Source organism: Mesoflavibacter zeaxanthinifaciens DSM 18436, from assembly GCF_000422365.1.
GTDB classification, from domain to species: Bacteria; Bacteroidota; Bacteroidia; order Flavobacteriales; family Flavobacteriaceae; genus Mesoflavibacter; species Mesoflavibacter zeaxanthinifaciens.
In genome coordinates this window covers 85,171-108,891 of sequence record NZ_AULQ01000001.1, presented here as the reverse complement: position 1 = coordinate 108,891, position 23,721 = coordinate 85,171, and the positions used below count along the sequence as shown (strand labels likewise).

The 23,721-nt window shown below is 30.1% G+C and carries 23 protein-coding genes; 10 read left to right on the top strand and 13 right to left on the bottom strand.

From position 1 onward, the window contains the following. Nucleotides 1-47: 47 nt before the first annotated feature. Genes H574_RS0100490 through H574_RS0100475 form a run of 4 tightly spaced genes read left to right on the top strand, consistent with a single transcriptional unit; the run spans nt 48 to nt 1,767 of the window. Nucleotides 48-590, top strand: a complete 543-nt coding sequence (locus tag H574_RS0100490; protein ID WP_027878653.1) for a hypothetical protein — start codon at nt 48-50, stop codon at nt 588-590. A gap of 12 nt (nt 591-602) precedes the next feature. Beyond that, entirely contained in the window at nt 603-953 is a 351-nt protein-coding gene (locus tag H574_RS0100485) for a hypothetical protein (protein WP_027878652.1), read from the top strand. Between the two features lie 2 nt (nt 954-955). Next, nucleotides 956-1,207: a hypothetical protein gene (locus H574_RS0100480; protein ID WP_027878651.1), complete on the top strand. Its 252-nt coding sequence runs from the start codon at nt 956-958 to the stop codon at nt 1,205-1,207. Continuing rightward, the gene (locus tag H574_RS0100475; protein WP_027878650.1) at nt 1,204-1,767 is read left to right on the top strand and encodes an acyl-CoA thioesterase; all 564 of its coding nucleotides are present in this window, start codon (nt 1,204-1,206) and stop codon (nt 1,765-1,767) included. The genes H574_RS0100480 and H574_RS0100475 overlap by 4 nt, the downstream gene beginning before the upstream one ends. A gap of 28 nt (nt 1,768-1,795) precedes the next feature. Here the strand turns inward: H574_RS0100475 and H574_RS13830 are convergent, their stop codons facing one another. The 3 genes from H574_RS13830 to rpmH all read right to left on the bottom strand — a co-directional run bounded on the left by H574_RS13830 (nt 1,796) and on the right by rpmH (nt 5,633). Continuing rightward, nucleotides 1,796-2,431, bottom strand: coding sequence for a T9SS type A sorting domain-containing protein (locus H574_RS13830; protein WP_036226869.1), 636 nt, complete (start codon nt 2,429-2,431; stop codon nt 1,796-1,798). A gap of 84 nt (nt 2,432-2,515) precedes the next feature. Beyond that, nucleotides 2,516-5,368, bottom strand: a complete 2,853-nt coding sequence (gene carB, locus H574_RS0100465) for a carbamoyl-phosphate synthase large subunit (RefSeq protein WP_027878649.1) — start codon at nt 5,366-5,368, stop codon at nt 2,516-2,518. 103 nt (nt 5,369-5,471) lie between these two features. Continuing rightward, nucleotides 5,472-5,633, bottom strand: a complete 162-nt coding sequence (gene rpmH / locus H574_RS0100460; protein ID WP_027878648.1) for a 50S ribosomal protein L34 — start codon at nt 5,631-5,633, stop codon at nt 5,472-5,474. Nucleotides 5,634-5,804: 171 nt separating this feature from the next. Between rpmH and H574_RS0100455 the strand changes: the two genes are divergently transcribed. Further along, nucleotides 5,805-6,689 carry a DUF6263 family protein gene (locus tag H574_RS0100455; RefSeq protein WP_027878647.1) on the top strand — a complete coding sequence of 295 codons (885 nt, stop codon included), beginning with the start codon at nt 5,805-5,807 and terminating at the stop codon, nt 6,687-6,689. A gap of 3 nt (nt 6,690-6,692) precedes the next feature. Next, nucleotides 6,693-7,271 carry a tetratricopeptide repeat protein gene (locus H574_RS0100450; RefSeq protein WP_027878646.1) on the top strand — a complete coding sequence of 193 codons (579 nt, stop codon included), beginning with the start codon at nt 6,693-6,695 and terminating at the stop codon, nt 7,269-7,271. Between the two features lie 4 nt (nt 7,272-7,275). Here the strand turns inward: H574_RS0100450 and H574_RS14320 are convergent, their stop codons facing one another. The 4 genes from H574_RS14320 to H574_RS0100430 form a co-directional block, all read right to left on the bottom strand. Beyond that, nucleotides 7,276-10,401 (bottom strand): T9SS type B sorting domain-containing protein, encoded by a 3,126-nt coding sequence (locus H574_RS14320; RefSeq protein WP_027878645.1) that lies wholly within the window; start codon nt 10,399-10,401, stop codon nt 7,276-7,278. 217 nt (nt 10,402-10,618) lie between these two features. After that, nucleotides 10,619-12,076, bottom strand: a complete 1,458-nt coding sequence (gene cls / locus H574_RS0100440; protein WP_027878644.1) for a cardiolipin synthase — start codon at nt 12,074-12,076, stop codon at nt 10,619-10,621. Then, nucleotides 12,077-13,006 (bottom strand): lytic transglycosylase domain-containing protein, encoded by a 930-nt coding sequence (locus tag H574_RS0100435; RefSeq protein ID WP_027878643.1) that lies wholly within the window; start codon nt 13,004-13,006, stop codon nt 12,077-12,079. A gap of 47 nt (nt 13,007-13,053) precedes the next feature. After that, a complete protein-coding gene (locus H574_RS0100430; RefSeq protein ID WP_027878642.1) occupies nt 13,054-13,719 on the bottom strand; it encodes an alpha/beta hydrolase family protein in 666 nt (221 codons plus the stop codon). 123 nt (nt 13,720-13,842) lie between these two features. Here H574_RS0100430 and H574_RS0100425 point away from each other — a divergent pair, with 123 nt between their 5' ends. Next, nucleotides 13,843-14,139, top strand: a complete 297-nt coding sequence (locus H574_RS0100425; RefSeq protein WP_027878641.1) for a GNAT family N-acetyltransferase — start codon at nt 13,843-13,845, stop codon at nt 14,137-14,139. 60 nt (nt 14,140-14,199) lie between these two features. On the opposite strand, the gene mtaB is transcribed toward H574_RS0100425, so the two are convergent. After that, a complete protein-coding gene (gene mtaB / locus H574_RS0100420; protein WP_027878640.1) occupies nt 14,200-15,531 on the bottom strand; it encodes a tRNA (N(6)-L-threonylcarbamoyladenosine(37)-C(2))-methylthiotransferase MtaB in 1,332 nt (443 codons plus the stop codon). Nucleotides 15,532-15,651: 120 nt separating this feature from the next. On the opposite strand from mtaB, the gene H574_RS0100415 reads away from it, so the two are divergent. From H574_RS0100415 to H574_RS0100405, 3 genes are read left to right on the top strand one after another with little or no spacing between them, the layout of a single operon-like run. Next, a complete protein-coding gene (locus H574_RS0100415; protein ID WP_027878639.1) occupies nt 15,652-16,812 on the top strand; it encodes an ATP-binding cassette domain-containing protein in 1,161 nt (386 codons plus the stop codon). Between the two features lie 15 nt (nt 16,813-16,827). After that, a complete protein-coding gene (locus H574_RS0100410) occupies nt 16,828-18,570 on the top strand; it encodes a PrgI family protein (protein WP_027878638.1) in 1,743 nt (580 codons plus the stop codon). 3 nt (nt 18,571-18,573) lie between these two features. Continuing rightward, on the top strand, nt 18,574-20,172 hold the full coding sequence (locus tag H574_RS0100405; RefSeq protein WP_027878637.1) for an ABC transporter substrate-binding protein: 1,599 nt from the start codon (nt 18,574-18,576) through the stop codon (nt 20,170-20,172). On the opposite strand, the gene H574_RS13820 is transcribed toward H574_RS0100405, so the two are convergent. From H574_RS13820 to H574_RS0100380, 5 genes are all read right to left on the bottom strand, one after another. Beyond that, entirely contained in the window at nt 20,169-20,531 is a 363-nt protein-coding gene (locus H574_RS13820) for a hypothetical protein (RefSeq protein ID WP_036226866.1), read from the bottom strand. The two genes, H574_RS0100405 and H574_RS13820, sit on opposite strands and share 4 nt — an antisense overlap. A 9-nt stretch (nt 20,532-20,540) precedes the next feature. Then, nucleotides 20,541-21,230, bottom strand: coding sequence for a lysoplasmalogenase family protein (locus H574_RS0100395; RefSeq protein WP_027878636.1), 690 nt, complete (start codon nt 21,228-21,230; stop codon nt 20,541-20,543). Nucleotides 21,231-21,308: 78 nt separating this feature from the next. Beyond that, on the bottom strand, nt 21,309-22,004 hold the full coding sequence (locus H574_RS0100390; protein WP_081653156.1) for a lysoplasmalogenase: 696 nt from the start codon (nt 22,002-22,004) through the stop codon (nt 21,309-21,311). A gap of 72 nt (nt 22,005-22,076) precedes the next feature. Further along, nucleotides 22,077-23,252 carry a GlmU family protein gene (locus H574_RS0100385; protein WP_027878634.1) on the bottom strand — a complete coding sequence of 392 codons (1,176 nt, stop codon included), beginning with the start codon at nt 23,250-23,252 and terminating at the stop codon, nt 22,077-22,079. A gap of 102 nt (nt 23,253-23,354) precedes the next feature. Continuing rightward, nucleotides 23,355-23,606, bottom strand: coding sequence for a type B 50S ribosomal protein L31 (locus tag H574_RS0100380; protein ID WP_027878633.1), 252 nt, complete (start codon nt 23,604-23,606; stop codon nt 23,355-23,357). Between the last annotated feature and the right edge of the window lie 115 nt (nt 23,607-23,721).

Here is a 23,721-nt window from a genome sequence, read left to right as displayed (position 1 = left end):
ATTCAAAATTCTACTATTTGATATCATTTTTAATTACAATTTTCAAAATGAATAATAAAACTTTAGATGAGGTAAAAGAATCTGTAAAAACAGAATATAAAAACAAAATTAAACTTACAGATAAAGTCTCAAATGTTGATTGTATAAAATTCAATATGAGTCAAATTGATAATAATAAAAATTTAAACAAGATTTTAATTAATAAGATTTCTAATTTAGACAACAGTAAACCTTATGTCTATATTTTTGAATTTTTAAATTTAAGCGACAGTTCATTCTCAATCAGAGATAATTTTATTAAAACAAAAAAAATAAATAAATACAATAGAAATTTTACACAGGTAAATTCAAAAGCTGATATAAAGTCTAAAATTCTTTACATTGGTAGTGTTAAAAATAAAATTTCAACAAGATTCAAGCAACATTTGGGCGTTTTAGCTGGAACAACTGGAGCATTACATCTAAGTTATTGGATGGATAAAAATTTAGATCTTAAATTTACTTATATTGAAATACCAAACATAACAATGACGAATGATTTTGAAGCTGCTCTAAGAAAACAATTAACACCTCTATTGGGACAAAAATAAAGTTAGACAAATATGAAATTCTTAATTAAATCCATTATAGTAATCCTTTTAATAGTTATAGGCTACTTTGCCTTTATCTACTTTGTACCTTACAGCGAAGGTGTTAGAGCTGGAGAACTCGTGAAGTTTAGTAAAAAAGGTGTCATGTTTAAAACTTGGGAAGGTGAAATAAGTCAAGGCGTTAGCGAAGCGCAAATATTTCAGTTTTCGGTAGAAAAAGGAAAATCTCAAGTTATTGAAGATTTAAATAAATATCAAGGTCAGTTTGTAAAACTATCATATGTAGAGCGTTATCAAAGTTTTTTCTGGCTTGGTGATACCAAATATTTTATAACTAAAGTTGAAGAAAAAGAGCGTAATTAAATTTGACAAAGCATGACCAAAATATAATTTACAAATATGCTTTAAGAGCTAAATATATCTTTGTATTTGCAGCTGGAGCTGGTTTATTATCTCTCGGAATACAAATCTTTTTTCAGCCTAATTTAATTTCTAAAAACCCAGATTTAGAATCAATTTTAATGGTTGGATCCTTAATATTTGGTTTAATTTTTATTGCATTTGGGTTTTACTACAAAAAAGACATTGAAATTTATATTAGACAACAACAATTATGAGCAATAAATCCTATAAAAAAGTAGATGCATCTCGTGTAAGTATTTCGCAATTAATGCAACCTTCACACTCTAATTTTGGAGGAAAAATTCATGGTGGTTACATTTTAAATTTAATGGATCAAATTGCGTTTGCTTGTGCTTCAAAACACTCAGAAACTTACTGTGTAACTGCAAGTGTAGATACTGTAGACTTTTTAAATCCAATAGAAATTGGTGAGCTTGTTACCATGAAAGCATCGGTAAATTTTGTTGGCAATACATCTATGGTAGTTGGTATTAGAGTAGAATCTGAAAACATACAAACTGGAGCTGTAAAGCACTGCAACTCGTCTTACTTTACTATGGTTGCAAAAAATAATGACGGAACTTCTAAAAAAGTTCCTGGTCTAATTTTAAATGATAAAAATGAAGTGAAACGTTTTTTAAAAGCCATTAAACGAATGGAAACTAAAAAACAACGTCAAAACGAATTTGACAGTGAAGATTTTTCTCATATTGATTACTTACCCTTATTAGAAAAATACAAAGTTAAAATTGAATTACCAGATCAGTTTAATTAAAAAAAGCCTCGATAAATGAGGCTTTTTTTTAAATCTTTACAAATTTTTTGGTAATTGATTTTCCTTCTTTTTTAGATGTTATTTTGATCAAATAAACACCATTATCCCAATTTGAAACAGATATTTCATTACTTTGGATAGAAGTGTTTTTACTGAAAATTTTCTTTCCTAATACATTAAATACATCAATAGCGTATTCATCTTCCAAAATAAAAGGAAGAATTATTTTTAATTGAGTAGATGCTGGATTAGGATAAATATTGATTTTTTTTGAAGCTTCTTCAAAGGTAGACACACTTAAAGTACCTTCTGGTACTACAGTAATTACGCCATACATATTACCACTATGCGGTGTACATACGTAAGGATTTGTTCCAACAGATGTAAATGTTCTTTGAAAAGTCACTCCTGCTCCAGAAGATATAAAACCACTATCCCAAGTCTCAGTACTTCCTGCGCTACTTGTTACAGTATGTGTTCCTGTTGCGTAATAATTCCAAATTACCGTATCTCCAACTTCAATAGTTCGATCTGCGTTTGTAGGATCTGTAGTTGGTGTAACATCAGAATTTGATCCAAAGGACCAATCTATAGTTACCGTTTGCGTTTGTGCAGCAACACTAAAAGTTGCTAAACAAGTTAAAATTAAGAGTAGTTTTTTCATCATAGTTGTTTTTTTATTAAATATACAAAAAACAAACCAAAATATATTGACTATCAATTAACTAAAACTTGTTTAGCAATATAATTATTTACTTAAATACATTTTACGTCTTGCATAAAGATCATAAAACTCATCATCTTTAAGGCTATCTATAAACAAGATACTTTCTCCTGTACTCTTCATTTCTGGTCCTAATTGCTTATTTACATTAGGGAATTTATTAAAAGAAAAAACAGGCTGTTTTATAGCGTATCCATCAAGCTTCGGATTAAAATCAAAGTCGGTTACCTTCTTCTCTCCTAACATTACTTTAGTAGCATAATTTACATAAGGTTCCCCATACGCTTTTGCTATAAATGGTACGGTTCTAGAAGCTCTTGGGTTTGCTTCGATAATGTAAACAGTATCGTCTTTTACCGCAAACTGTATATTGATTAAACCTACTGTATTTAGTGCTAATGCAATCTTTTTAGTATGATCTTTTATTTGTTGCATTACTAAGTCACCTAAATTAAAAGGTGGTAACGTTGCGTTACTATCTCCAGAGTGAATACCACATGGTTCTATATGCTCCATTATACCAATGATGTATACATTTTCGCCATCACAAATAGCATCTGCTTCTGCTTCTATTGCACCATCTAAATAATGATCTAATAATAATTTATTATTAGGAATACTACGTAATAAGTCTACAACGTGTTCTTCTAATTCTTTTTTATTGATCACAATTTTCATTCCTTGTCCACCAAGTACATAAGATGGACGTACTAAGATTGGAAAGTCTAATTTATCTGCAACTTTAAGTGCTTCTTCTGCTGTTTCGGCAGTATCAAACTTAGGATAAGGTATATTGTTTTCTTTTAATAGTTTAGAAAAACTTCCTCTATCTTCGGCTAAATCTAACGCTTCGTAGCTTGTTCCTATTATTTTAATACCGTACTTAGATAGTTTTTCTGCAAGCTTTAATGCAGTTTGACCACCTAATTGAACGATAACACCTTCTGGTTTTTCATGACGAATAATATCGTAGATATGTTCCCAAAATACTGGTTCAAAATATAGTTTATCTGCGGTATCAAAATCTGTAGACACAGTTTCTGGGTTACAGTTTATCATTATAGTTTCGTAGCCACATTCTGCAGCTGCTAATACTCCATGCACACAACAGTAATCAAACTCAATACCTTGACCAATTCTGTTTGGTCCAGATCCTAAAACAATAATCTTTTTCTTGTCGGTAACTATACTTTCGTTATCTGCATATCGCTTACCATCTGCAGTTTCAACTTCATTTTCAAATGTAGAATAGTAATAAGGTGTTTTTGCTTCAAACTCGGCAGCACATGTATCTACTAATTTGTATACACGGTTGATGTTTAATTCTTCTCTTTTATTATATACTTGACTTTCTAAACAATTAAGCATATGTGCAATTTGCCTGTCACCATAACCTTTTTGCTTAGCTTCTAATAATAAATCTCTTTCTATAGTATCTATTGTATACGTCGAAATTTCTTTTTCTAATTGGTACAACTCTTCGTACTGACGTAAAAACCACATGTCTATTTTTGTGATTTCGTGAATACGACTTAACGGAATACCCATTTGAATTGCGTCATAAATTACAAATACTCTATCCCAACTTGCGTTAGTTAATTTATCTATAATTTGGTCGTAATTTTTATAACCTTTACCATCTGCGCCTAATCCATTTCTTTTAATTTCAAGTGATTGAGTGGCTTTATGTAAGGCTTCTTGAAAAGATCTACCAATACCCATTACTTCTCCTACCGCTTTCATTTGAAGACCTAAAGTACGATCTGATCCTTCAAATTTATCAAAGTTCCAACGTGGTATTTTTACAATAACATAATCTAATGTTGGCTCGAATAAAGCAGAAGTTGATTTTGTAATTTGGTTTTGAAGTTCGTCTAAATGATATCCTATAGCTAATTTAGCAGCTATTTTTGCAATTGGATATCCTGTTGCTTTACTTGCTAATGCAGACGAACGAGATACACGTGGATTAATTTCAATTGCGATAATTTCTTCATGTTCATCCGGACTTACAGCAAATTGTACGTTACATCCACCAGCAAAATCACCAATACTACGCATCATTTTTATTGCCATATCACGCATTTTCTGAAATGTTTTATCAGAAAGTGTCATAGCTGGCGCAACAGTAATTGAGTCTCCGGTATGGATTCCCATAGGATCCATATTTTCAATCGTACAGATAATTACAACATTATCATTTTTATCTCTTAAAAGCTCAAGCTCATACTCTTTCCACCCCATCATAGCCTTATCAATCATCACCTCATGTATTGGTGATACTTCTAAACCACGGGTAAGAGCGTCGTCAAATTCTTTTTCGTCATAAACAATTGCTGCTCCTGCTCCTCCTAAGGTAAACGATGCTCTAATACATAACGGAAAACCAAATTCTTGAGCTATTTCTTTACCTTTTAAAAATGAAGTTGCTGTAGCTTGAGGTGCCATACCAACACCTATTTTTAACATTAACTCTCTAAACTTTTCTCTGTCTTCTGTAATGTTAATGGCATCAATATTAACACCGATAATTTCTACTCCAAAGTCTTCCCAAATACCTTTTTCGTCTGCTTCAATACAAAGGTTAAGCGCTGTTTGTCCTCCCATTGTTGGTAAAACAGCATCTATTTGAGGATGCTCTTTTAATATTTTAACAATAGACTTTGTATTAAGAGGAAGCAAGTACACATGATCTGCCATTTTTGGATCAGTCATGATAGTTGCTGGGTTAGAGTTAATTAAAATAGTTTCGATTCCTTCCTCTCTTAAAGATCTTAATGCTTGTGAACCAGAATAATCAAATTCGCACGCTTGACCAATAATAATTGGACCAGAACCAATAATAAGGATAGATTTTAATTTAGGATTTTTAGGCATTGTATTATGTGTTGTTTTTGGTTTTTCAAAAATAGTGATAATTAGATATAAAAAAAGGCGTTACACCTAAGCAACGCCTTTATATATTAACAATTGTTAATCATTATTTTTTATGTCTAGTTTCAGATGAAACAGATAATTTCTTTCTTCCTTTAGCACGACGACGCGCTAATACTTTTCTACCATTAGCAGAAGCCATTCTTTCTCTAAAACCATGCTTGTTTCTTCTTTTTCTTTTCGATGGTTGAAACGTTCTTTTACTCATTGTATATTATCTTTAAATCTGAAAATGTAATTTTTAATATAATTCTGGTTTTGAAATCTCCAAAACTGAGCGCAAATATACAAAGGGTTTTTAATTTGACAAACCTAAAATTAAAAATATTTTTCAATAAAATTTTAGTTTCTTTGCAAAAGCAAATAAAACAATGCTTTTATGTCCTTTAAAAAATTATTTTTATTAGTCCTTTTGATAGGTTTTACTAGTGTTACACAAGCACAACACTATCTTGGATATAACTTAAATGTTGGTGACACCTTAAAGATTACTCAGGTTTCTGAGCAAGAAATTGTTCAAAAAATGAATGATCAAGAACATAAAATTATTAATAATCTTGGTGGAGATTATCTGTTTCACATCAAAAAAGAGACAGATAGCTCTTATATTATTAACTTTAAGTATGATTCATTTTTCATGAAAACCACTTCCAATTTAGCAGGAACCATATTTAATGTTGATACTAAAAAAGATATTAGTGAAGACGATGTAGAAGGAAAAATCTTTAAAGGGTTAACCGAAACTGCTTTAGAGATAAACATGCTAAAAACAGGAAAAATTGTAAGTTTAGTTGGTACCGAGGATTTAATTAACAATATGATTAACGATCTTGATTTTGATAATTTTACTAAAGAAATCATGAAAGAATCTATACGAAATGAATTTGGAGGCGAAAGTCTTATTGAAAGTCTTGGTCAGTTTACTTTTATGTACCCAGATAAAACGGTAACTATTGGTGAATCATGGAATAATGAGTTTAAAGGAGACATGAAAGCTAAGAATACTTGGCAACTAGATAAGGTTGATAACAATTTACATATCTCTTGCAATAGTGCCATAACTTTAACATCTAAAGAAGATACACTTACCATGAACTTAGAAGGTACGCAACAATCTGTTATCACTTCTAACAAAACTTCTGGTTGGCCAATAGAAGCTAAAATAACTTCTATAGCAAAAGGAATTTCTATTATGCAAGGCATGGAAAGTGTAGAAATCCCTACAACTATAATTTCAACAACAACATATAAACCATTTAAATAAAACATGTACAATAAAATTTTTAAACTAATACTAGCAGTAGGAATATTTGGAGTTGCAATCTGGCAATTTATTGACGGTGAGATAGGTAATGGCATCATGTACCTTTTACTGTCTTTAGTATTTCTATTTTTATATTTTAAAAATGAATTTATTCTTCTTGCCTTTTTACGCCTAAGAAAACAAGATTTTGACGGCGCAAAAAAATGGCTTAATAAAATTAAAAATCCTGAAGCTGCATTAGTAAAAAAGCAACAAGGATATTACAACTTTTTACACGGAATAATGGTGTCTCAAGATAATGTAAATGAAGCAGAACGTTATTTTAAAAAAGCAGTAAGCTTAGGGTTGTCGATGGATCACGATATGGCTATGGCAAAATTAAACTTAGCTGGTATTGCTTTTTCTAAACGAAGAAAACAAGAAGCTACAAAACTACTTGCCGAAGCACAAAAACTAGACAAACAAGGTATGCTTACTGACCAAATAAAAATGATGAAGCAAAATATGAAGCAGGCGCAAATGCCTAAGCAACATTATGGTCAAGGTGGATCTTTAAGGTCTCAAAAAAGAAGAAGCAGATAGGCGTTTATCGTTTTAACGTAAAATGCCCTTTGTAAGTTAAACCATTTGCTCTGGTTACAACAAACCAATAGTCGTTGGTTGGCATAGTATTACCATTATAAGTACCATCCCAACCAGCGTCTTGACTACCTAATTGTTTTAAAAATTTTCCGTATCTATCAAATATAAAAACTTCTAAACCAGGTTCAAGACTTGCAAATTTTATCTGCCAAAATTCATTTATATCATCTCCATTTGGAGTGAAATATTTAGGGTAATGTAATAGATAAACGTCTTTATCTACAATACCACATCCATTACTATCCTTAATGTAAACTCTATATTCTCCTGGTTCTAAATTAGAAAAAGTGTTTTGAGTTTGATAATCAATTCCATTTAAAGAATATAGGTAATTTCCTGTTCCAGAAGTCATTACTGCTATTGAATTTTCATTAGCAGTCCAATCTGAAATTTCTATATTTTCGATAGTTGCTGGTTCTGAATTTATTACTTGATAATTCTTTGTGCTTTCACAATAAAAGTCTCCTATTTCATCTATAATAGTTACTGTATAAGTACCAGCTTGATCTACAATTATACTTTGTGTTGTTTCTTCTGTTGACCATAAATACGCATCAAAACCAGAATCTGCTATTAATGTTGCTGTACCATTAGGACAGATGTAAACTGTTTCTTCTTCACATAAAACAGGTACTTGACCAACATATATTTGAAATGATGTTGTTGCATGACACAATGCTAAATTATTATGTATAACCCTTGCGTAAACCGTTTGAGGATTGGTATTATTTGTAAATTGATTTGGCAACAGATTATTACCTGTATCTGCATCAGACTGGGATAAATGATAGGTTATTGTGTAGTTATTTGGGTTTTGATTTCCTAAAATTTGTTCGTTTTGAGTGTCTAATTGAAACACTTCTTGGTCTATACCATCTGCTTTGCAAATTGTAAAGTCGTCTGGTTGGTTTGCTCTAGCTAATGGTAATAAATTTTCGAGATTAATGGTTATATTTTCAATGCTTCCGCAGGCATCTTCTACTCTAATTTCGTAAATATTATTAGGTAAGCCTGAAAACACGTTATTAGTTCCGTTATTTATTGTTATTGGGGAAATAATACTATAATTGAAAGGCGCTACACCAATAGCTTCTACTACGACGTCTGACGGATTACCGCCACCAGAACAATTTAAATTATAAACTCCTGAAATGACTAAATCTGAATATACAGTGAAATTGGCAAATTGATCTAAACAATACACGTCTGGATTTTCTGAATTTATAGATTGAAACACTTTTATCAATCTAAAATCTCCTGTTAAAAAAATATTATAAAGTGTTTCCGTATTTTCTATTTCAATAGCAGTTGTGCTATTTGGGATATCGCCTTCTGTGTACGCTACACCGGTATTTGGATGTCCCCAAACTTCATCTTCTTCAAAGTAATATTGCAACCAATATGTTTGGTTAGTTACTGTTTGATCTAAATCATTAATAGTAACATCAAAAGAACCGCAGTTTCTGGTTAATGTGTATGCAAAAGGATTACTGGTATAACTATTTATGGTAACATTAGTTGTGTAATCAAAATTACAAGTATCAGTAGATTCAAATTGATAATCACCAACGGGTAAATTATTTATAAAAAGGTTACCATTTGCATCTAATAAATTGGTACCATTAAAAGGAATAGTTTCCGCGAAAGCGGAAGGTGCAGCGACAATAATAATTTCTGATAATTGTCCATGATTACTGCTTAGATTTAAAGAACCTGTTTCTGTTTCGCAATTTGGAAGTGTTAATACATTTAATCCTTGAAACTGAAACACCGGAATATTAGCATCTAAAGTATATTCTACACCACAATTATCAACTACAGTAACAACATAATCTCCTGCAGGAAGATTGTTATCCTGAATGGTTAAAATATCTCCAACAATAAACTCATCTGCATTAAAGGGTAATGTTTCGGTAAATGATGATGGTGCGCTAATAATGGTTGCTGTAATTACTTCACGTTCTGGAATCCTAATTTCTAAAATACCAGAATTTGCAGAACATCCATTATTGCTTGTTATTACTAACGGATCTACAACAACTTCGTCTACAAAAATAGTACCCGTTCCTACACGATTGCAAGCATCTACTACTTCTACAGTGTACATACCTGTTGGCACTGGATTATCGTCAAAACCAAAAATTATAGTTCCATCATCCTCAGTAAATGGTCCTGGATAACTATTGTTGTAATCTGATGGATCAAAACCTGAAGGCGCAGATGTAAAACTTAAAGTGAAAGGTGGCAAATAGTTGTTTATTGCTACGTTTAAAAATTCGCCACAAAATTCTTCTGTCGTGGTTAAATTTACTTTTGGATTTGGGTTTACAATTTGATCAGATTCAAATAGAAGTTGACATGAATCTTGAATTGAAATATTTACATCAAAACTATCTGATCCAAATAACGGAATTAGTTGATTTATTGTAAAATTTAAATCGTCTCCACTTGTAATATTTTGATTAAAAACAATCTCTGGAGAACCATCTGGTGGATATAGTGTTAACGTTACCGAAAGCGGATAAATTATTGTTGTACCTTCTGCCGCATCAATAGAAATTTCGACATCTGCTTCATCACAATTATCGTATACAATTGGCAAACCTACTTCGCCTATAATTAAGTCATTGATATCTAGTAACATTGTGTAGGTTTTTGAGAGCGCATTATCACAATCGTCATAAACTCTAATAATGTAAGTACCTTGAGGCAAATCTGTAAAAACATTTGAAGTTTGAGGAGCAACCGTTTCTGGTCCAGAAATCACCTCGTAAGACACAGGATTACCAGATGTTATATTTACTGTGATTGTGCCAAACTCGTCACAATTTGACGTGGTTGAATGCGAAATATCGTAATCTAAAGTTGTAGTTAAATTGTTAATTGTAATGTCTTGTTGTTGCTCATTTTCTTCACTTCCAAGAGTTTGTGTCGCAACGACAATGTAATCTCCAGATGGCAAACTACTAAAAGAAGACGCTGTAGTTTCTGCAATTGGATTTGTACTGTCTGGTAGTAAAAATAATGAATATGTAATTGTTGCTCCAACTGCTGTATTATTAACACTCATTGTCAAAGCACCGTTACCAGAACACGTTTCGTCAGTTGCAGTTACTACTAGATTAAAGCCTGGTAATTGAGCAATTACAGACCAATGTGTAAGAAAAAAGAATATAAAAACCCAAACTATTCTTTTTACTTTATAAATATTTATGTTGGTTGATGTTTTAATTTCATTATCAATTTAGCCCTTTAAATATACGACTAAAAAATTTTGAATTAAATAATTATAACAACGGAGCCCAAAGCCTGCAATAAGCTTCTTTTAAACGTTCTAATTTACCTCTGTTTTTCCATTGGTCGTAGTCCATACACAAAGAATCATCCAAATCGTTTAAATACATCTGTTTTGCTTTTAAAGCTTGTTCTTTACTGTAGATTAATGCATTAATTTCGAAGTTAATATTGAAACTTCTATAATCCATATTACAAGTACCAATGGTTGTAAAGACATCATCAATAACCATTGTTTTTGCATGAGTAAATCCTTTTTTGTACCTGTAAACCTTAACATTGGCATCAAACAATTGTTCTAAATAAGAGTTTGTTGCATGTTGTGCTATCCAAGAGTCTGATTTATCTGGTATTAAAATCCTAACATCTACTCCACTTTTTGAAGCCACTTGCATTGCGGTTATAATTTGATCATTAGGAATAAAATAAGGTGTCGCTATATACACGTATTTTTCTGCAGTTACTATTGAGAAGAAAATAGCTTCCATAATGTTTGCCCAATCGGTATCAGGACCACTTGCAGCAATTTGAATTGGAGTAATTGTTTCTGTTTTATTTTTTGGAAAATAGGTTTGATTTAGCTCTATTTTTTTATCTGAAACAAAATTCCAGTTGGTTAAAAATTGAACTTGAAGTGTAAATACTGCTTCACCTGTAATTCTAAGATGTGTATCTCTCCAATACTTTTTGTTTTCTGGATAATTCACATAAGTGTCCGAAACATTTATTCCTCCAACATAACCAATTTCGCCATCAATAATCACTATTTTCCGGTGATCTCGGTAATTCATTTTACCAGTAAATTTTGGAAATAATACTGGCATAAACGGATGATGCTCTATTGAAGATTGCGTAAGCCTTCTTTTCATTTTAGATGAAATTTTGCTTCCTACATCATCATAGCTTAGCTTTACTTGTACACCTTGATCTGCTTTTTTAAGTAATAGCTCTAAAAATTTTGTACCAATTTTATCATCTTTTAAAATATAGTATTCTACATGTATATGCTGTTTTGCTGACTCTATATCTTTGAAGAGCTTTTCAAATTTATTTTCACCATTAATTATAATTTCAACATCGTTATACTGTGTTAATGGTGATTTATCATTTTTTTGAAGTAGTTGAACTAAACGTATTTGATCTTCTTCTGCTTCTGCTTCATAAAAAGTTAAAGCTTCGGGTTTTATTTCTAATTTATCTTCAATAGATTGTATTAATTCATTATTTAAAATGTCTTTTTTATTGAAGATTTTATTTTTTCTATACTCTTGACCAAACAGATAATAAACGATTAAACCAAAAAAAGGAAACACTAACAATACAATAATATATGTTAGTGTTTTTGTTGGATTTATAGATTTAAATAGAATGGTAACAACTGCAATTAGTGCCAATATATAGTTTAGCGTTATTGCTATTGTCCACCAATGTGATTGTAAAAACTCTATCATTTAAGGTTGTATGTTATAATAACCTTCTTTAGGCAATTCTATAAAATATTGCTTTCTTGATTTATTATTTAAATGCGGCTCTCTTAACCAAGGATTGTGTAGTTTTAAAATTTTATAGTTTATACCAAACTGCTTTGCAAAACCAGCAAAATCTGTAACTGCTGTATCTACTTCTACTAAATATGTTGGTACTTTAGAGTATAAGTCTTTATCTCTAAAATTAAAACCATATTTTGAAGGGTTTGATAAAATTTCTTTTAAAGCTAAAATTCTGAATACATAACGACCAGTTTCTTCACCTAACAACAAATCGTAATATCCATTAACTTGTTGTGCATCTAACCTTCTTTTTATACCTGCATTACCAGCATTATAAGCTGCAGCTGCAAGTGTCCAACTACCTAAATTTTCTTTTGCTTTTTTTAGATAATCGCAAGCCACTTCTGTTGCTTTTTCTAGATGATATCTTTCATCTACATTATCATTAACTTCTAAACCATGTTCGCGACCTGTAGCTTTCATTATTTGCCAAAACCCACTTGCTCCAGCTGGTGATTTAGCATTAGTTAACCCACTTTCTATAACTGCTAGATATTTAAAATCATCAGGTACACCATGTTTTGCTAAAATAGGTTCTATTATAGGAAAGTATTTTTTAGCTCTTTTAAACATTAATAGACCGTTAGATTGCCAATAGGTATTTACTAAAAGCTCTCTATCCATTCGCTCTAAAATATCAGGATTAGATAATGGTACTTCTTCGCCTGCAAAATCCATATAATCCGGAACTTGTAATGCGTATACGTTGTAATCGTTTATAAGTTTTTTTGTAAAATTTTCGTCTGTTGGAGCTTCTTGCATAGCATTGATAGATAATGCTCCAATAGCGACTAAACCAACTGCTGCTAATGTGTTTTTAACTAACTTCATCTTCATTATTTCTTTTTCTAAATTTAAAAATTTTATTTGATTTTTTATTAATTACCTAGGATTAGTTTTGGTAAATTTTCGTTAAACCATTTATACTTATTTATAATCATAATGTGTGTTCCGCCTTTAATTTTTGTACAATTTGATATGTAAGAACACGGAAACACCATATCATTATCGCCATGTATGTGTATGGCTTCTGGTATTGGTTGATCTTGTTCCCAACATATTACTTGCTCTATTGCCCAATCTAAATATGCTTTATCACTAACAGATAGGTATTTTTTATACAATTCTACACGTTTAGTAATAGTTTCTCCAAAAGCATATTTTGCTAATAAATCTATATTACCCATTAATTGCGTAGGAAGCAATTTATAAGCTTTTGTTACTTTAAGCAACTTCATACGTTTTGGCAGCTCATGTTTAGTCTTAACGCTAGAAACAACAAATAATTTTCTTACACTAATATGTTTACTCATTTCTTGCACTAAAATACCTCCAAAAGACACACCTAAAAGTACAGGGTTTTCATGCTTTACTTCTTCGCACATACGTTTGGCATAATCTTGTAGAGTTTCTTTTTTAAAAGGCATTTTCCACGATAACCAAAAAATTTCAAACTGATCTTCGGGTAATTTTATATATTCAAAAATTGTAGGATTTGCCGCCATACCTGGCATTAAGTAAACTGGTATTAACTGCTGATTCATAAGCTTTTAACAACTTAAACAACTATTGTTGTTATTATTTTTTGTAAATTTGTAGTATAAAACTAAAAAATAGTTTGGTACTATTTTTGAAACTTCCTTGATAATTAATAAAACTTTATAAATATGATTGATGCAGCTGAGCTGATTGACAACGATTTTTTACGTCAATTTGAACTGAAAATAGATGATCATTTTGCTAAAATTGAGTATTCTCTTCAAGAAAAAAAGATTTTTTTAACCAAGTTAATTGTTCCTGAAGCACTTGATAATGACGAGTTTAAAACAGATTTTATCAAAATAGTATTTGATAATATCGAAGAGCGCAACTTAAGTGTTGTCCCAACAAGTCCTTACATTGCTAAATTTATTAGAAAAAACCGCCAATTTAAAAGGTTATTACCTGTTGGTGTAAGAATCTAATTAGGTTTAATTTAACTTAAAAAGAAAACATCCGAGGTTAATCACTTCGGATGTTTTGTTTTATATCACTTCTACGTTTACAAAATCAAATCTTACTAAACCGTCTGTGTCTATTTTAGTAAGCTGGACTTGATGAAGCGTATTGACTAATTCTGGGTTCCATGGTGCTTTAACCTTGACATAATTTTCTGTAAAGCCGTGTATGTAACCTTCTTTATTTTCTGATTCAAAAAGTACGGTTCTTTTTGTACCTATTTGTGACTCGTAAAATGCACGACGCTTTTTAACGCTTAATCCTCGTAACATTTTACTTCGTTTTGATCTTACTTTTTTAGGCACAACGCCATCCATTGTAGCTGCTACTGTATTTTCTCTTTCAGAATATGTAAATACGTGTAAGTATGAAATATCTAATTCGTTTAAAAAATTGTAGGTTTCTAAAAAGTGTTCATCCGTTTCTCCAGGAAAACCAACAATAACATCTACACCAATACAAGCATGAGGCATCACTTTTTTGATTTGTTCTACACGATCTACATACAATTCTCTTAAATAACGACGTCTCATTTTTTTAAGCATATCGTTACTTCCGCTTTGTAGCGGAATATGAAAATGTGGCACAAACGTTTTACTTTGGGCTACAAAATCTATCGTTTCATTTTTAAGCAAATTAGGTTCTATAGAAGAGATACGTAAACGCTCTATACCTTCTACTACGTCTAAAGCTTGTACTAATTCGTAAAATGTGTGCTCGTGTTTTTTATTACCAAATTCGCCTTTACCGTAATCGCCTATGTTTACACCTGTTAAGACAATTTCTTTGATGTTTCTTTCTGAAATTTCTTTAGCATTTTTAAGTACATTTTCTAAAGTATCACTTCGTGAAATACCACGAGCTAAAGGAATTGTACAATACGTGCATTTGTAATCACAACCATCTTGCACCTTTAAAAAAGCACGTGTTCTGTCACCTATGGAGTAACTTCCTACGTAAAAATCGGCTTCTTCTATCTCGCACGAGTGTACTTCGCCAAAATCATTTTTTGACAAATCGTTTAGGTAATCTGTAATCTTAAATTTTTCGGTAGCACCAAGCACTAAATCTACTCCATTTACGTCTGCTAACTCTTGTGGCTTTAACTGCGCATAACAACCTACAGCGGCAATAAAAGCTTCTGGATTTGCTTTTTGCGCTTGCTTTACTATGGTTTTAAAACGTTTATCTGCATTTTCGGTTACAGAGCATGTGTTTATAACATAAATATCTGCTTGATCATTAAAGTCTACACGCTCAAAACCTTCGTCTTTAAAGGAACGTGCAATGGTTGATGTTTCAGAAAAATTAAGTTTACAACCTAAAGTATAAAAGCCAACTTTCTTTTTGTTATTCAATGCAATTCGTGTTTATGCTAAGTAAGTTTTGTTATATTTACCTAGTGCTATTAAAATTTGTGGCTGCAAAAATACGTAATTTTTCCTGCTATAAAAAGCGTTTAAACCTTTAAAATCAATATGTCTACATTAGAAAAAAGACTACAAGAAGTCTATCGTTTTTTTGAAAATAAAGATACTGTTTTAGGCTACAGAAAACTTATGGATTGTGCTTTAGACACACAAAACTTAGAGATTTATAATCAAATTATTGAAGTTACCGATTGGAAATCTAAACATCCTGATAACGAAAGCGAGTTTATAACTAAATGCTTGAAGGTTTTGGAGGATATTTCTAAAATTCCTATTGAGGTTTACAACAATTTTAAACCTATTGTCACAGCAACAAACATCACTAAAAGTTATGGAACTAATAGTTTTAGTTTAGGACCTATCAATCTTTCTATAAAAAAAGGAAATGTTTATGGTTTAGTTGGTGAAAATGGAAACGGAAAAACAACACTTTTACGTGTACTTGCTAAAGAGTTAAAACATACTTCTGGTAACTTAAACTATGATTTTGATAGTAAAGTAAATACCGATTTTGAACTAAGATCTAAATTAGTTTACATACCGCAACGTACCCAAAAATGGTACGGTAGTTTAAAAGACAACTTAAAATTTGTGTTGTCTAATTATGGAATTAGTCCCGAAGAAAATGAAACAAGAGTTTTAATGATGATTTGTAGACTTGGTCTTTGGGATTACAAACATTTAAAATGGAGCGAATTATCTTCTGGTTACAAAATGCGTTTTGAACTTGCAAGAACTTTATTGCGTCAACCAGAATTACTATTACTTGACGAACCGTTAGCAAACCTTGATGTTTTAGCACAACAAGTTATTCTTGAAGACTTAAAATCTATTTGCAACTCATTAAATCATCCTATTGCATTAATTTTAAGCTCTCAACAATTATATGAAGTTGAAAAAGTTTCGGATAAGGTTATTTATTTAAAAAATGGAAAATATACTGATAACAACAACTCTGAAACTGAAGAAACAACAATAAAAAATCAACTAATCATAGAAATTGATTGTAATTGCGAACGTGAAAAACTTCAGCAAATTTTTAATCCTTTACAACTTGAAAAATTGGTTTTTAATGGCGGAATTTATGTAGCATATTTTGATGCTAACACTCAATTTTATCAAGTTTTAGAAGCGCTAGGTAATCATCAAATTGATGTTACTTATACCAGAAACATAACTAAATCTACTAGACGTTTTTTTGTATCTTAATCTCTATTATTCAAAATGCAGCAATTCATTTCTAAAATAAATAAATATTTAATCGAGCGTCATCCAACATTATGGAACACCAAAGTAGTTTGGATGTTAGGTGCTTCTTTAATTATTCATATTCTATTCTTTTTATTTGGTTTAATTACATTAACAAACCCAGAAAGCTTACAAAATAGAGGCGCCGAAACTATCTTTTTTGATAATGGCGCAATTTTCTTTAGCATGATGATTTCTGTAGTTATGCTAGTACTTTGGCTAGTATTTATGTTTAAAAACAATGCGTTTAAAAACTACTATCCAACAACTGCTTTTAAGCTATTTAAGCAATTTGTATTATACTTCATTATCATATTTTTTTCGATAACCTTCTACTTCTCGTATAATTTTGGTTTAAAGACATATATCGTCAATAAATATCCTGATAACATTACTAAAAATGAAGTTTTAACTGCTAATAAGGCTAGTGTATTTTTATCGCACTCTTTAAAAAATTATACTGTAGACCGACTAGTTTATCCTAAACCTTTTGATTCTTTACATTGTGAAACTGAATACTCTAAAATTGATTTAGATAAACCTTATCTTGATTTTTTAGGAAAAAAATATCAGTTTTATAACTTAAAATTTGTCTCTTATTATGATAGTGACAAACCTATTCATTACAACGTAAAAGGCTACGTGTATTATAAGCATAAAGACACTACCACAATATATGCTTATAAAGATTCTGTTGTAGATGTTTCTGCATATTTAAAATCTGCTAAACCAAATTATTACAACTATTCCAAAATATTTTACAGTTATGGTAAAGACGATGTAGATTATTTATACTCTAGATATGAATACAATCCTTTAGACGATAGATATGGAAATGTGTCTAAAAAACAATTAGTACAAAAAGGAAATTTTGATTTATTAAACAGAAATAACCCAGATGAAATAAAACAGTTGTTAAACGATTTTTTAGAAGTATCTAAAAAGTATAGAATAAAAACCAATTTAGACACAGACAACTGGTTTAAAATGGTTTACAATCCAACAGATTTTGAGGTAAAACACCTTATAAGCAACAGAGATTATCCTTACAAAAAAAGCTATAGGTCTAACATAGATCGATCTGATTTTGAAATCTATCAAGATAAAATAATGACTAACAAGTTTTTTGACTCAGATCATCTTAAAATTGTGTTTGAAAACTTAGACGATATAAAAAACAAAACTATTATAGATGCTAGTATTCATGCTTTTATTTGGATAGCATTTGCAATTGCATTACTTATATTCTGTTTTAGAGTAACCAGTTTAAAATCTGTTTTATTTACTATTGTTAGCGGTATATTACTTACTATTTTTATATCATTAGTAGCAGCTGCTATAGGCTTTACATCTAGAAGTGGTGGTATTGATTTTGAATACTTTATGATGTATTTTATTTTATTTATTGCATCCATTATAATAATTATTGGTCTATTTGGAGTCACTAAATTAAAAAAGCTAGTAGGCAGTATTTTTATCAATCTAACATTGTCTGGATTTGTCGCTTACGTATTATTAATTATGGCAATTATTACATCACACCAAAGCGATGCGTGTCGCTTAAAATTTCCTGATTATTCAGAAAGAACTGAAAATTGCTTTGTTCTATTAAGAGACTTAGGTTTGTGGTCAAGTTTAATTTTATTTGTTGTTGGTATTGTTTTTACTTACTTATATTGCAATACTATCTTAAAATGGAGAGCTACACCAGAAAATTAATCAATGAAACACTTATTATATTTTAGCTTTAGTTTACTACTGTTTTGGTCTTGTAATTCAACTAAAAATGATAATAAAGACCATTTAGTTTTTAGATATAATGAACATAAAAATATAGGGTCTTTAGATCCCGCATTTGCTAAAGACAATGCAGATATTTGGGCTATTAATCAACTATTTAATGGGTTGGTTGAAATGAATGACAGCCTAAAAGTCATACCAAGTATTGCAAAAAAATGGACAGTTTCTGAAGATGGTTTAACTTACAAATTCACATTACGAAACGATGTTTATTTCCACAAACATTCACTCTTTAAAAAAGACAGTACAAGAACTGTAAAAGCACAAGATTTTGAGTATAGTTTTAACCGAATTTTAGATCCAAAAGTTGCTTCTTCTGGTCGTTGGGTTTTTAATAAAGTGGAACATTTTAAAGCTGAAAACGATAGCATTTTCACTATAAATTTAAAGCAACCATTTCCTGCGTTTTTAGGCCTACTAACCATGAAGTATTGCAGCGTAGTCCCAAAAGAAATTGTAGAACATTACGGTAGCAATTTTAGATCCAACCCAATTGGTACTGGTCCTTTTAAATTTAAACGTTGGGAAGAAAATATAAAGTTAGTTTTTAGAAAAAACAATAACTATTTTGAAACTGATGCTAAAGGCAATCAACTACCATATTTAGAAGCTGTAGCTATTACTTTTTTACCAGATAAGCAAAGTGAATTTATGCAGTTTGCACAAGGTAATCTAGATTTTTTAAACAGCTTGGATGCTTCTTATCAAGATGAAATTTTAACAACAAAAGGCGAACTTAGAGACAAATACACAAAAACTGTAAACGTCATTAAAGGTCCATATCTAAATACCGAATATTTAGCTTTTTTTATGGATAGTGAAAAAGATGAAATTAACTCAAAAAATTTAAGATTAGCAATTAATTACGGTTTTGACAGAAAAAAAATGATAACCTATTTACGTAACGGAATAGGCATACCCGCAAATGGTGGATTTATCCCAAAAGGTTTACCTGGTTTTAATAAAAATACTGGTTTTGAATATAACCCAGAAAAAGCAAAGCAACTTATCGAAGACTACAAAACACAAACTGGCAATTTAAACCCAGAAATAACTATCACAACGACAAGTAATTACCTTAATTTTTGTGAATATATACAAAGAGAATTAACAAAAATAGGACTTATTGTCAATGTAGATGTAATACCAGCTTCAACATTAAAGGAAGGTAAAGCAAATGGTAAATTAGACCTATTTAGAGCAAGTTGGGTTGCAGATTATCCCGATGCTCAAAATTATTTATCATTGTTTTACAGTGAAAACTTTGCGCCAAACGGACCAAATTACACACACTTTAAAGATGAAACTTTTGACACTTGGTACACGCAATCTTTTTTAGAGTCTAATGTAGACGAACGTGCTAAGCTATATTCTAAAATGGATAGTTTAATATTAAAAGAAGCGCCTATCGTACCTTTATATTATGATGAAGTAATACGATTTACGCATAAAAAAGTTTCAGGTATAGGTAATAATCCTATAAATTTATTGCAGTTGAAAAGGGTTAAAAAAGAACTTTAAATTCTGAATTTAGGCTTTTCTTCTTCTTTTTCTTCCTCTATTGATTTGCCAATATCTTCTATACTTTGAATTGGTTCTGGTTTATTTTGCTCGAAGTTTTTCTTTAATAAGTAATGAAACAACGCTACGGTACCAAGACCAAATGGTGTCGCGATCAAGGTCATTAACAAAGTATTTTCCCAATCTATATACCAACCAAAAATTTCGCTTAAAACACCAATAATAACACCACCTATTATTGATCCTGCATAATAGCTTATTACTCCTAAAACAGCATACAACCACTTGTTTTTATTATAAGCTTCAGCTAATTTGATAAAATGTTTTCCTATAAATATAATTAAAATTATCGTTAACATTAGTTTACTTTATTCATTAATTAAAACCGTCTCTTTTGTTATACCAAGCACTACAAGATATTGAAATAATCCGTAAAATAACATTACAGAATACTGATTAAGACCAAAGTTTTGATTGTAAAACGATTGTAATACCGATATAGAATCTGAAAACACACTACATACAACACCTGCAAAAACTAAATAAAAACTTAAACTATTTACCACATCATACCTTAGATAAGCAAATAAGAAGATTAACATAGATACAAAAAAGTAAAGTAAAACAGGTATAAAGAAGTCTCCTAAATTGTCAAAAATTAAAGAAGCAACAAAGACAATGTATATAAAAAGGATAGTTAGAAAAGGAAATAACCTTTTAATTTTAAAATCTTTTTGATTAGAAAACCTTACTGTGTAAGCTATTTTACCTAACATAAAACAGAATAAACCCGTAAGGTATATTGTCTCATATTCATAGAAAATTAGAAAAAAATCTCCCAAAAGAAAAGCAAACAAACCTGCTAAAAAAATTTTATCTTTCAATAGCTTAATTGGTTTATTATATTGAAAGAAAAAAACAATAAGTAGTGTAACTAAAGATAATTTTGTGAAGATTCTTACATAAAAAAAATCAGATATATTTTTAAAAATTATATCTAAGAATAATATAAAGAAATAAACGAAAGTAAAATATTTAATATTTACAAAAGCTGTCATAAATTATTACAAATAGCGTTTGCAATATAGAATAATTATACGGCTATTACAATAATTTAAAACTAAAACAAACAATAATCAACTAGTTACTAGAGTGTTATTTTCTTTTAGTATGCCTAAAACAATTAGATATTGTGATAAACTATAGAAGAGCATGATTGTATACTTATGATAAAAAAAGCTTGAATCATAAAAAGATTTTAAAAAAGCAATACTATCGGATGCCATAGAAAATAAAACACCTATTAAGACCAAATAATAGCTTAAATTATTCACTTCATTTTTTCTTAAATAAGCTATTTGACCTAGCAATAGTACCACAAATAAGTATATTAAAGTAGGTATAAAATATAAGCCTAATTTACTGTAAATAAAATTCATCATCAAGCTCATGTAAATAAAGCAAAACAGTAAAAAAGGGAGTAGATTTTTTATATAAAAGTCTTTTTTATTTCTAAATCTAACAATATAAAATGCTTTTGCTATCCCAAAAAAAACACCTCCAATAGCAAAAGATTTTGTAGTATTTTCTCCTACTAAAACTAAATCTCCAATAATAAAACTAAATAAAGCTAATATTACTAATCTGTAATTAAATACACTTTTTTCTTTTTGATTAACTATATAAAATAATAGTAAAATTAAGATTAAAAGTGTCTTAGAAATATATCTAAAAGGGAAACGAAACTGAGAATTTTTAATAAAAGTATCAATTATAAACACCAAAAAGTATAGCAAAGTGAATAGCTTTACATCCTTAAATATTAGTTTCATAAACTTGGGGCAGTTTTAAGTATATCCAATATTAAAATACTTTTTTATTAAATGCAAAATTTTTAGATAATCTTAGTCTTTTCTATATTTTTTTGTAATTTCAAAAACATGTTCTAAAATAGCTTTATCTTGTAATGTAAACTCTATATTTCTTCTAGACATTGCTACTTCTGCTACTTCAAAAGCTTTCTTAGTTAAATATGTAGAAAACCCAGATGCTCCGCCCCAACTATAGCTTGGCACAAAATTTCTTGGGAAGCCACTTCCAAAAATATTAGCATTAACACCTACAACTGTTCCTGTGTTAAACATTGTATTTATGCCACATTTACTATGATCACCCATCATTAAACCACAAAACTGAAGTCCAGTTCTAGCAAAACGTTCGGTATCATAATCCCAAAGTCTTACTTCTGCGTAATTATTTTTTAAATTAGAATTATTACTATCTGCACCAAGATTACACCATTCGCCTAAAACAGAGTTACCTAAAAACCCATCATGTCCTTTATTAGAATATCCAAATAGTACACTGTTATTAACTTCTCCTCCAACTTTAGAAAATGGACCAATAGTAGTCGGACCGTAAATTTTAGCTCCTAATTTAATAGTAGCATTATCACACAATGCTAACGGACCTCTAATGATAGAGCCTTCCATAATTTCGGCATTTTTACCAATATAAATTGGTCCAGAACTAGCGTTTAGTGTTGTAAATTCTAGCTTAGCGCCTTCTTCTATAAATATATTTTCTGGTGCAATTACGTTATTACTTGATGGTATTGGTTGCGATGTACGGTCAGTAGTCAATAAATCAAAATCTTGTTGTATTGCTTCTCCGTTTTTAGAAAAAATATCCCAAGTATGCTCTATTTTTAGTATATCGTTATCAAATTCTATCGCTTCAAACTTATCAAAATCAATATCCTCTTCGGCTTCTGTAGTAAAAAAAGCAATAACGTCTTCATCTTTAAAAATTGCTTGATTTTTTTCAAGACCAATTATTAATTCTATTAATTCTGGGTTTGGTAAATATGACGCATTAAGCATAATATTTTCTTCCATTTCTACCATGGGATATTTGTCCGACAAATAATCTTCGGTTACCGTTGTTGTGGTTGTTTTAAGATACTGTTCCCATTTTTCTCTAATGGTCAAAATACCTACGCGTATATCTGCAACTGGTCTTGTATATGTAAATGGTAGTAATTGGTTTCTTACTGGTCCGTCAAATAGAATATAATTCATTGTAACTATTTAGATTAAAATATAAAAATAGATTAATTAGCGGTAACAAAAAAGCCTTTCAAAAAATATTGAAAGGCTTTTAGTATATGATTGCGTCTAAACTTATTTTTTAAATTTAGCGTATTTGTTTTTGAATTTATCGATACGTCCAGCTGTATCAATTAATTTAGTCTTACCAGTGTAAAAAGGGTGAGATGTTCTAGAAATTTCCATTTTAATTAATGGATACTCAACACCATCAACTTCTAAAGTTTCATTAGTATTTGCAGTAGATTTTGTTATAAAAACATCTTCATTAGACATGTCTTTAAATGCTACTAATCTATAATTTTCTGGATGTATACCTTTTTTCATCGCTTAATGCTTTTGTGTCTTTACTAAATTCGAGGTGCAAATTTAAGCATTTTTTACAAATCAACAACAAATTTATTAAAATTTTTTATTTCATTTTTTATGTAACAATTTGTTG

What these genes read in the sequence shown, in the direction of transcription:
- H574_RS0100490 (WP_027878653.1), top strand. Translation starts at nt 48, where the DNA reads ATGAATAATAAAACTTTAGATGAGGTAAAAGAATCTGTAAAAACAGAA.
- H574_RS0100425 (WP_027878641.1), top strand. Translation starts at nt 13,843, where the DNA reads ATGATTGATGCAGCTGAGCTGATTGACAACGATTTTTTACGTCAATTT.
- rpmH (WP_027878648.1), bottom strand. Translation starts at nt 5,633, where the DNA reads ATGAGTAAAAGAACGTTTCAACCATCGAAAAGAAAAAGAAGAAACAAG.
- H574_RS13830 (WP_036226869.1), bottom strand. Translation starts at nt 2,431, where the DNA reads ATGAAAAAACTACTCTTAATTTTAACTTGTTTAGCAACTTTTAGTGTT.
- H574_RS0100390 (WP_081653156.1), bottom strand. Translation starts at nt 22,004, where the DNA reads ATGAAACTAATATTTAAGGATGTAAAGCTATTCACTTTGCTATACTTT.
- H574_RS0100395 (WP_027878636.1), bottom strand. Translation starts at nt 21,230, where the DNA reads ATGACAGCTTTTGTAAATATTAAATATTTTACTTTCGTTTATTTCTTT.
- H574_RS0100385 (WP_027878634.1), bottom strand. Translation starts at nt 23,252, where the DNA reads ATGAATTATATTCTATTTGACGGACCAGTAAGAAACCAATTACTACCA.
- H574_RS0100430 (WP_027878642.1), bottom strand. Translation starts at nt 13,719, where the DNA reads ATGAATCAGCAGTTAATACCAGTTTACTTAATGCCAGGTATGGCGGCA.
- H574_RS0100485 (WP_027878652.1), top strand. Translation starts at nt 603, where the DNA reads ATGAAATTCTTAATTAAATCCATTATAGTAATCCTTTTAATAGTTATA.
- H574_RS0100415 (WP_027878639.1), top strand. Translation starts at nt 15,652, where the DNA reads ATGTCTACATTAGAAAAAAGACTACAAGAAGTCTATCGTTTTTTTGAA.
- H574_RS0100455 (WP_027878647.1), top strand. Translation starts at nt 5,805, where the DNA reads ATGTCCTTTAAAAAATTATTTTTATTAGTCCTTTTGATAGGTTTTACT.
- H574_RS0100450 (WP_027878646.1), top strand. Translation starts at nt 6,693, where the DNA reads ATGTACAATAAAATTTTTAAACTAATACTAGCAGTAGGAATATTTGGA.
- carB (WP_027878649.1), bottom strand. Translation starts at nt 5,368, where the DNA reads ATGCCTAAAAATCCTAAATTAAAATCTATCCTTATTATTGGTTCTGGT.
- H574_RS13820 (WP_036226866.1), bottom strand. Translation starts at nt 20,531, where the DNA reads ATGTTAACGATAATTTTAATTATATTTATAGGAAAACATTTTATCAAA.
- H574_RS0100475 (WP_027878650.1), top strand. Translation starts at nt 1,204, where the DNA reads ATGAGCAATAAATCCTATAAAAAAGTAGATGCATCTCGTGTAAGTATT.
- H574_RS0100435 (WP_027878643.1), bottom strand. Translation starts at nt 13,006, where the DNA reads ATGAAGTTAGTTAAAAACACATTAGCAGCAGTTGGTTTAGTCGCTATT.
- cls (WP_027878644.1), bottom strand. Translation starts at nt 12,076, where the DNA reads ATGATAGAGTTTTTACAATCACATTGGTGGACAATAGCAATAACGCTA.
- H574_RS0100380 (WP_027878633.1), bottom strand. Translation starts at nt 23,606, where the DNA reads ATGAAAAAAGGTATACATCCAGAAAATTATAGATTAGTAGCATTTAAA.
- H574_RS0100410 (WP_027878638.1), top strand. Translation starts at nt 16,828, where the DNA reads ATGCAGCAATTCATTTCTAAAATAAATAAATATTTAATCGAGCGTCAT.
- H574_RS0100405 (WP_027878637.1), top strand. Translation starts at nt 18,574, where the DNA reads ATGAAACACTTATTATATTTTAGCTTTAGTTTACTACTGTTTTGGTCT.
- H574_RS14320 (WP_027878645.1), bottom strand. Translation starts at nt 10,401, where the DNA reads ATGAGTGTTAATAATACAGCAGTTGGAGCAACAATTACATATTCATTA.